Source organism: Propioniciclava sp. (genome assembly GCF_036744435.1).
Classification (GTDB): domain Bacteria; phylum Actinomycetota; class Actinomycetes; order Propionibacteriales; family Propionibacteriaceae; genus Propioniciclava.
On the sequence record NZ_DAIOIA010000137.1, the window covers coordinates 1 to 7,518 of the forward strand.

At 69.7% G+C, this 7,518-nt stretch carries 7 protein-coding genes and 1 pseudogene; 3 read left to right on the plus strand and 5 right to left on the minus strand.

The features are described from left to right. Positions 1 to 190: 190 nt before the first annotated feature. From V7E09_RS13445 to V7E09_RS13455, 3 genes are read right to left on the minus strand one after another with little or no spacing between them, the layout of a single operon-like run. The gene (locus V7E09_RS13445; RefSeq protein ID WP_324523534.1) at positions 191 to 1,087 is read right to left on the minus strand and encodes an aldo/keto reductase; all 897 of its coding nucleotides are present in this window, start codon (positions 1,085 to 1,087) and stop codon (positions 191 to 193) included. A gap of 20 nt (positions 1,088 to 1,107) precedes the next feature. Further along, positions 1,108 to 1,815: an MFS transporter gene (locus tag V7E09_RS13450; protein ID WP_324523540.1), complete on the minus strand. Its 708-nt coding sequence runs from the start codon at positions 1,813 to 1,815 to the stop codon at positions 1,108 to 1,110. Next, positions 1,794 to 2,543, minus strand: coding sequence for an MFS transporter (locus tag V7E09_RS13455; protein WP_324523535.1), 750 nt, complete (start codon positions 2,541 to 2,543; stop codon positions 1,794 to 1,796). The genes V7E09_RS13450 and V7E09_RS13455 overlap by 22 nt, the downstream gene beginning before the upstream one ends. A 148-nt stretch (positions 2,544 to 2,691) precedes the next feature. On the opposite strand from V7E09_RS13455, the pseudogene V7E09_RS13460 reads away from it, so the two are divergent. From V7E09_RS13460 to V7E09_RS13470, 3 genes and pseudogenes are all read left to right on the plus strand, one after another. Next, positions 2,692 to 3,590, plus strand: a pseudogene (locus tag V7E09_RS13460) (helix-turn-helix transcriptional regulator). 86 nt (positions 3,591 to 3,676) lie between these two features. Next, complete coding sequence (locus V7E09_RS13465; RefSeq protein WP_324523536.1) at positions 3,677 to 4,147, plus strand: MarR family winged helix-turn-helix transcriptional regulator; 471 nt, start codon at positions 3,677 to 3,679, stop codon at positions 4,145 to 4,147. Positions 4,148 to 4,230: 83 nt separating this feature from the next. Then, positions 4,231 to 5,328 carry an NADH:flavin oxidoreductase/NADH oxidase gene (locus V7E09_RS13470; protein WP_324523537.1) on the plus strand — a complete coding sequence of 366 codons (1,098 nt, stop codon included), beginning with the start codon at positions 4,231 to 4,233 and terminating at the stop codon, positions 5,326 to 5,328. Between the two features lie 226 nt (positions 5,329 to 5,554). On the opposite strand, the gene V7E09_RS13475 is transcribed toward V7E09_RS13470, so the two are convergent. After that, positions 5,555 to 6,325, minus strand: a complete 771-nt coding sequence (locus V7E09_RS13475; RefSeq protein ID WP_324523538.1) for a YggS family pyridoxal phosphate-dependent enzyme — start codon at positions 6,323 to 6,325, stop codon at positions 5,555 to 5,557. A gap of 48 nt (positions 6,326 to 6,373) precedes the next feature. Next, the gene (locus V7E09_RS13480) at positions 6,374 to 7,081 is read right to left on the minus strand and encodes a glutamine amidotransferase (protein ID WP_324523539.1); all 708 of its coding nucleotides are present in this window, start codon (positions 7,079 to 7,081) and stop codon (positions 6,374 to 6,376) included. Between the last annotated feature and the right edge of the window lie 437 nt (positions 7,082 to 7,518).

Sequence of the window (7,518 nt, forward strand, 5' to 3'; positions counted from 1 at the left end):
TCGGGAACCCGTACTCGACCATCTTCGACGCCCCGCTCACCATGGCGGTGGGGCGCCAGGTCAAGGTGCACGGCTGGTACGACAACGAGTGGGGCTTCTCCAACCGCCTGGTGGAGTTCGCCGAGAGGATCGGCGCCGGGTTGTGAGTCACCGGCGCCCGAGGTAGGCGGCAACCGCGGGCGCCACCAACTCAGGCCTCGGGGATCTGGAACTGCAGGAACTGCGGCTGGGGCTGGTCCTGGTCGGGGCCCCCACCCGTCCCGGTGTCGAGGGCGTCGATCCGGGCAAGTTCGTCCTCACGCAAGGTGACATCGAACACGTCGAGGTTCTCGGCGATCCGCGCAGGGTTGGTGGACTTCGGGATCACCTGGCGTCCCTGCTGGATGTGCCAGCGCAGCATGATCTGGGCGGGAGTCTTGCCGTGCGCTGCTGCGATCTCGCGAAGGACCGGGTCGTTGAGCGTGCTGCGACTCGGGCCCCCGAACAGCCCTCCGTAGAACGTGATGCCCCCGATCGGCGACCACGCTTGGGTGAGGATCCCGGCCGCCGCGTTGGCGGCCTGGGTGGCCCGCTGCGCGAAGTAGGGATGCACCTCGATCTGGTTGACCGCGGGAATCGTGTCGACCGCGCCCAGGAGCCGCGGCAGCGACGTCGGGGTGAAGTTGCTGATGCCGATGGCGCGGACGCGTCCGTCGGCGTACAGCTTCTCCAGCGCCTTGTAGGCCGCGATGGTGCGCTCGAAGATACCCACGGCGGGCTGGTGCAGGATCAGCAGGTCGATCTGGTCGAGGCCGAGCTTCGCGCTGGCCTTCTCGAAGGCGTGCAGGGTCTCGTTCGTGCCGTAGTCCGACACCCACACCTTCGTTTCGACGAAGACCTCCTCGCGCGGGATCTCGGAGCGTCGCAGCCCCTCGCCTACCTCGCGTTCGTTGAGGTAGGCGGCCGCCGTGTCGATGTGGCGATATCCCTGACGCAGAGCGGTGTCGACGGCGGACGTCGTCTCGGCGGGCGGCGTCTGGAACACACCGAGCCCGATGACGGGCAGGGTCACGCCGTTGTTGAGCGTGTAGCGGGGAACGGTGGTCATGGTGGGTCCTTTCGGGGTTTTCAGTGGGCGGTGGCCGGGGTGGCCGCCGTCGTCGTCACGGGGCTCGAGGAGCGGACGAAGAGGCTGGTGAGGGCGACGAGAACCATGCAGGCGGCCGCCACCCAGAACGCCGTGGTGTATCCCTGCATCGTGGCCTCGGGGGACGCGGGCAGTCCCGCGGTGACGCTGGCGGCGACGCTGGCCAGCAGTGCGGTACCGATGGCGCCGCCGATCTGCTGGGAGGTGTTCACCATCGCGGAGGCGATCCCGGCGTCACCGGGCGTGACCCCGGAGGTGCCCACGGTGGTGGCTGCGACACCAGCGGTGCCGGTTCCCAACCCGAGCAGGAGGGTGCCGGGCAGCACCTGCAGGTAGGAGGCATCGGCGGTGAGCGTGGTCACCCACACGAAGCCGACACCGGCCAGAAGGTAGCCCGACGCCATCACGCGCCTGGGTCGGGCGCGATGCAGCAGCCGAGCGCCGATCTGGGTGGAGCCAACGACCAGGCTGGCGGTGAGCGGGAGGAACGCGAGTCCCGCCTGGAGTGGGCTGTAGCCCAGCGTGATTTGGAAGTAGTAGGTCAGCAGCAGGAACTGGCCAAACATCGCCATGGTGGACAACCCCATGGCCAGGTAGGCACCCCCGCGACTGCGGTCGGTGACGATGTGCAGCGGCAGGAGGGGATGGGCGACGCGCGCCTCCCGCGTCACGAAGGCCACCAGCGCCATCGCGGACACCCGAACAGGATCAGCGTGGGTTCGGCGAGCCAACCAGACACCTCGGCGGTGCTGAACCCGTACACCAGGCTCGTCACGGCCCCCGTCGCCAAGGCCGCGCCGAGGAGGTCCAGTCCCCCGGGTGGCGCGTCCTGCTTCTGGGAGGGGATCGCGGCCAGCGCGGCGAGCGCCACGATCGCGGCGAGCGGGACGTTCACCAGCAGCGTCCAGCGCCAGGATGCCCACTGGGTGAGGAGGCCACCCAGGAGCAGCCCGACCGCTCCCCCGCCTGCGGCGACCGCGCTGAAGATGCCGAACGCCGTCGCCCGGTCGGGCCCTGAGGGGAAGGTGAGCGTCAGGAGCGACAAGACCGACGGGGCCAGAGCGGCGGCGAACACGCCCTGGAGGGCTCGGGCGGCGATCAGCATCGCGGGGGTGACCGCGAGCCCGCCCAGCCCGGAGGCGAGGGCGAACCCGATGAGGCCGACCAGGAACGCGCGCCGACGTCCCCAGCGATCGCTGATGCGTCCCCCGGCGAGCAGCAGGCCGCCGAAGGTCAGCCCGTAGGCGGTGACGACCCACTGCCGGGTGGCGTCCGACATGCCTAGTGCGAGCTGGGCGTCGGGGAGGGCGATGTTCACCACCGATCCGTCGAGGACCACCATGAGTTGGGCGGCAGAGATGACGCCAAGAACCGCCCAGCGGTTGGTGGCGGCGGGGTGGAAGACGCGGGAAACCATCAGCATCCTTCGGCAGGGGAACGGCGACCGCAGTGCTGCGGTGACGCACAAACGAATCTGGGGGCGGCGCCGATCCGGAACCAGGGCCTGCCGTTCCTGGCAGTCCCACTGCCTGGCACGTTGGCGCGCTCGCCGTGATGATGGACCTATGGCCCCCGCTCCCGGATCCAGCACCGAACTCGGCGTGTTCCTGCGGTCGCGGCGCGAACGACTATCCCCCGAAGAGGCGGGATTGCCGCGCGGGGAGGGCAGGCGCCGGACGCCGGGCCTGCGTCGTGAGGAGTTGGCCACGCTGGCCGGGATCAGCATCGACTACTACATCCGCTTGGAGCGTGGCACCGAACGCCATCCAAGCCCTGCCGTGATCGATGCGTTGGTGCGCGCCCTGCGGGTGGACCAGGACGAGCACGCGCACCTGCGTGCCCTGGCCGCCGGCGTCGACCGACCGACCGGCGCGGAGAACATCGGCTCGAACCGGCACGTCGGTCCGGGGGTGAGGGTTCTCCTGGAACAGTTGCGTCCGTTCCCGGCCTACGTCACCAATCGGATCGGCGATCTGCTGGCGTGGAACCCGGGAGGGTTGCGGATGTTCCCCGGCATCGAGGACACCCCGCCTCGCGTCGCAACGTGGTGCGGTTCGCGTTTCTGCATCCGGGAGCGCGCGGGTTGTACGCGAACTGGGAGGCACAGCTCACGGGGCTGGTCTCGGGGCTGCGACAGCTCGCGGCCCTCGAACCGGACGCGAAGGATCTGCGCGACCTGGTTGGGGAACTGCTCGTGAAGAGCCCCGATTTCGCGCGGCTGTGGGAGCGCTACGACGTCGATCGCTACCGCCGCGGTTCGAAGTCGATTCATCATCCGTTGGTGGGTGATCTGTCGGTGAGTTACCAGGTGATGCGGCTGGAGGGCACGCAGGGGCACAGCCTGCTGTCGTACTACGCCGAGGCGGGCACACCGGCGCACGACGCGTTTGTGCTGCTGGATCGGTTCTCCGAGGACGACATCAGTGCCTCGTGGGCCGCGGTCGGCCCCTTCGAGGAGCAGTGACACCGGCCTCCTTGCGCCCGGGCGGAGGTGAGCGGGGCCAGTACGATCGACTCGATCAACGCTCAACGACGCCGAAGGGGTGAGTCATGGCGCTGTCCGATGATGCGGTGGAGGTGCGCGCCCAGGGGTGGCGGCGCTTGGCGGCCCTGCACGGCTTCATCGAGACGTCCCTGGAGAAGGAACTCCAGGCCAGCCACCAGATCTCGGTGGTGGAGTTCACGGTGCTCGATGCGCTGAGTCGTCAGCAGGACGGCTGGCATTTGCGCATGCAGCAGGTGGCTCGCGCGGCGGCTCTGTCCAGCAGCGCGACGACGCGCCTGGTGAATCGCCTGGAGCAGCGCGGGCTGGTGGGCCGCATTCTGTGCGCCGACGACCGGCGTGGCATCTACACCGAGCTCACGCCGGCGGGTCGTGCTGTGCTGCTGGCCGCCCGCCCCACGCACGATCGGCTCCTGGAGGAGCTCCTCCACCAGGCTGAGGAGATTCCCGAGCTCACCAGCCTCGCGCGGCTGCTCACGACCTGCGACCAGGAACGACCCGAGGCGACCACGTCGTAGAAACAGCGGGTGGAGGGGGCAGCGTCGCGATACGGTAGTTGCACACGCGCGCTATGCGCGTACGCCATCAGAAGGAGTCTCGCGTGTCTCATGCCTTGTTCACCCCTCTCGTGTTGGGTGACATCACCATCCGCAATCGCATTTGGGTGCCGCCCATGTGTCAGTACAGCGTGGCGGCGCGAGACGGGATCGCCACCTCGTGGCACCTGGTGCATCTCGGCTCACTGGCCCGGGGCGGCGCCGGAGCGGTGATCGTCGAAGCCACCGCCGTCGTCCCCGAGGGCCGCATCTCCGCACACGACCTCGGCCTGTGGAACGACCAGCAACGCGACGCCCTCGCCCCCATCGCCCGCTTCATGCGGGAGCAGGGAGCCGTGGCGGGCATCCAACTCGCCCACGCGGGACGCAAGGCGAGCGCCTGGCCCGAGTGGGGCGCTGAGCGGACCGACGGCAGCGTCCCCCTGGAGGAGGGCGGCTGGGAGACCGTCGGCCCCTCCTCCCTCGCCTTCCCCGGCATGCGCTCCCCGCGGGCCCTCGACCAGGACGGGATCGACGCGGTGGTGGCGGCCTTCGCTGAGGCCGCACGCCGCGCGGTGGACGCCGGATTCGAACTCCTGGAGGTGCACGGCGCGCACGGGTACCTGATCCACGAGTTCCTCTCCCCGCTCAGCAACGAACGCGACGACTCCTACGGCGGTTCCCTGGAGAACCGGGCGCGGCTGCTGCTCCAGATCGTCGACGCCGTCCGCGATGAGGTCGGGACGGGCGTGGCCTTGGTTGTGCGCCTCTCGGCCACTGACTGGACCGAGGGCGGGCTCACCGTCGAGGACACCATCGCGGTCGCCCGCTGGCTGGCTGACCACGGCGTCCACCTGCTCGACGTCTCCACCGCAGGCAACGTGCCGGCGAGCATCCCCGTGGGTCCGGGATACCAGACCCGGTTCGCGGCACAGATTCGGGACGCCACCGGCGTGCCGACGGGGGCCGTCGGTTTGATCACCGACCCCGAGCAGGCGGAGCACATTCTCGTCAGCGGGCAGGCGGATGTCGTCTTGATCGGCCGGGAGATGATGCGCAATCCCCACTTCGCCTTCGAGGCCGCCCGGGCGCTGAGGTTCCCGACTCCCCCGGTTCCCAACCCTTACCGACGCGGGCTGCGGCACGACTTTCCCAGCATCTGACCCCACGCGGCGGGGCACGTCATCGCTGCCGGGGCGCTGTTCCAGAGGGCTGTGGCGCCCCGGTGGCCGAGCCTCTCGTCACGGGCGTCAGTCGGTTCATGGCGGACGACGTCGCCACGCTGGGTCGCCACCGACAGGTGACGCCGACCACGCTTGGGTGCGGATCCCGGCCGCCGCGTTGGCGTCCTGAGTGGCCCGGCGGGCGACCCGGACCTTCGGGAGGTCCTCACTCGGGCGGGTGGGGGTCCGCCCCGGCCGTGGGCCAGTAGTCGGAGTCGGGGGTGCTGCGCTGCCCGAAGATGGCCTGCCCCACGCGAACTACGCTCGCACCCTCCTCGACGGCGATCTCGTAGTCGCCGGACATCCCCATCGACAGTGCACCGGGGCCGATGAGGTCGGGGGTGTCCTCCCGGGCGCGGTCCCGGAGGGTGCGCAGAAGCCGGAAGCACGCGCGAACGCGGTCGGCGTCCGGGGTGAAGACTGCCAACGTCATGAGTCCTTGCACGCGCAGGGAGGTGTAGGCGGTCAGTTCACCGAGCATGGCGGGGAGCTCGTCGGGGTGCAGTCCGTACTTGGATGCTTCCCCGGACGTGTTCACCTGGACGAACACGTCGATGCTGCGTCCCGCAGTCTGCAGGCGCCGGTCGAGGGCTGCGGCGACGCGCAGCGAATCGAGCGCCTGGAACTCGTCGGCAAAGGCGGCCACGTCACGCGCCTTATTGGTCTGGAGGTGCCCGATGATCGACCAACCCACCTCCACATCGGCCATCGCCTCGTGTTTGCGGGCGGCCTCTTGGACCTTGTTCTCGCCGAGTTGGCGGCACCCCGCTGAGACGGCGAGGCGCAGCCGATCGACGGGGACCGTCTTGGAGACGGGCAAGAGACGAATCGCGGCGGGGTCGCGCCCCACGCGGTGGGCGGCGGCGTCGATGCGCCCACGAACGTGCGCGAGGTTCCGGGTCAGATCTTCCACGGTGAGTGCCGTCGGATACTCCATGAGTGGCTCCTGTTCAGCCGAAGTGCTGATAGTGCGGGTGGCGGGTTTCTAGGTTCGGACGGCGATCCCGTCGAGCCACGCAGCCAGGACCGTGTTCGCCGCCGTGGCCAGGGCGGGGCCATGGGTGAGGGCGTCGGCGCGGAGGTCGGCGGGATCGATTCCCGCGGAAGCGAGTTCGTGCACGTGACCGATCAGCCAGGCGTCGAGGCGTCGATGGTCGGCCTCGAGGTGGAACTGCAGGCCGAGGATATGGTGGCCGATCGCGAACCCCTGGTGGGGAAACCCGGGTGTGGTGGCCAGCCCGGCGGCCCCCCTGGGGATGGTGAACGCGTCCCCGTGCCAGTGGAGCACCGCGACGCCGTTCAGCGGCGCGAGAACGGACGCGCGTCCCGCTTCGGTCAACGTCAAGGGGCCGTATCCGATCTCGGTTCGTCCGGTCGGCGCCACGGTGGCCCCCAGCGCCCGGGCCATCAGTTGCGCTCCCAGGCAGACACCGAGCGTGGGGAGGCCTGCGTCCAGTCGGCGCCGGATCCCCTCGAGTTCGTCGGTCAGGAAGGGGTAGGCGCGCTCCTGATAGACCCCGATGGGTCCGCCCAGCACCACGAGCAGGTCGGGACGCCGAAAGGCGTCCGGGTCGAAGGCGTCGACGCCAGCGTCCAGGTAGTCGATGCGGTACCCCCGCTCCTGGAGCAGCGGCCCGAGCAACCCCAGATCCTCGAACGCGACGTGTCGAATCGCCAGTGCGTGCAGGGCCATCGGGTCCACCTTTCTCGGCTCGACCTCACCGAGCCCGCCTGCCGGTCGTCGCAGCGGACCACCATGAGGCCGCGCCCGCCGCGTTCACGAGGCTCACTGTGACCAGCGCCGGAGACAAGTTTGCCACCGGATGCGTGCGTCAGGAGGACCCCGAACTAGGCGTTGCATTCCCCATCACCCATGCGCGTCCAGACGCGCCCCTGCCAGCGATGCCGCGCGGGTCCCTTATCCACAGGGGCGCTGTCGTTTCGTTCTGGTCGAGACCCGCGCCCGTTAGCGTGATGCCGCACGACCACCCCCAGGAGGAACACCACGTGAAGACCGTCACACGCTGGATCAGCGGCGCAGTTCTGGCCGCCTGCGCCCTGTCCGGATTCGTCTCCCAGGCCGCGGCCGAACCCATCACCCCGGCGACGGTGAGCTTCGTCGAGGCTCCC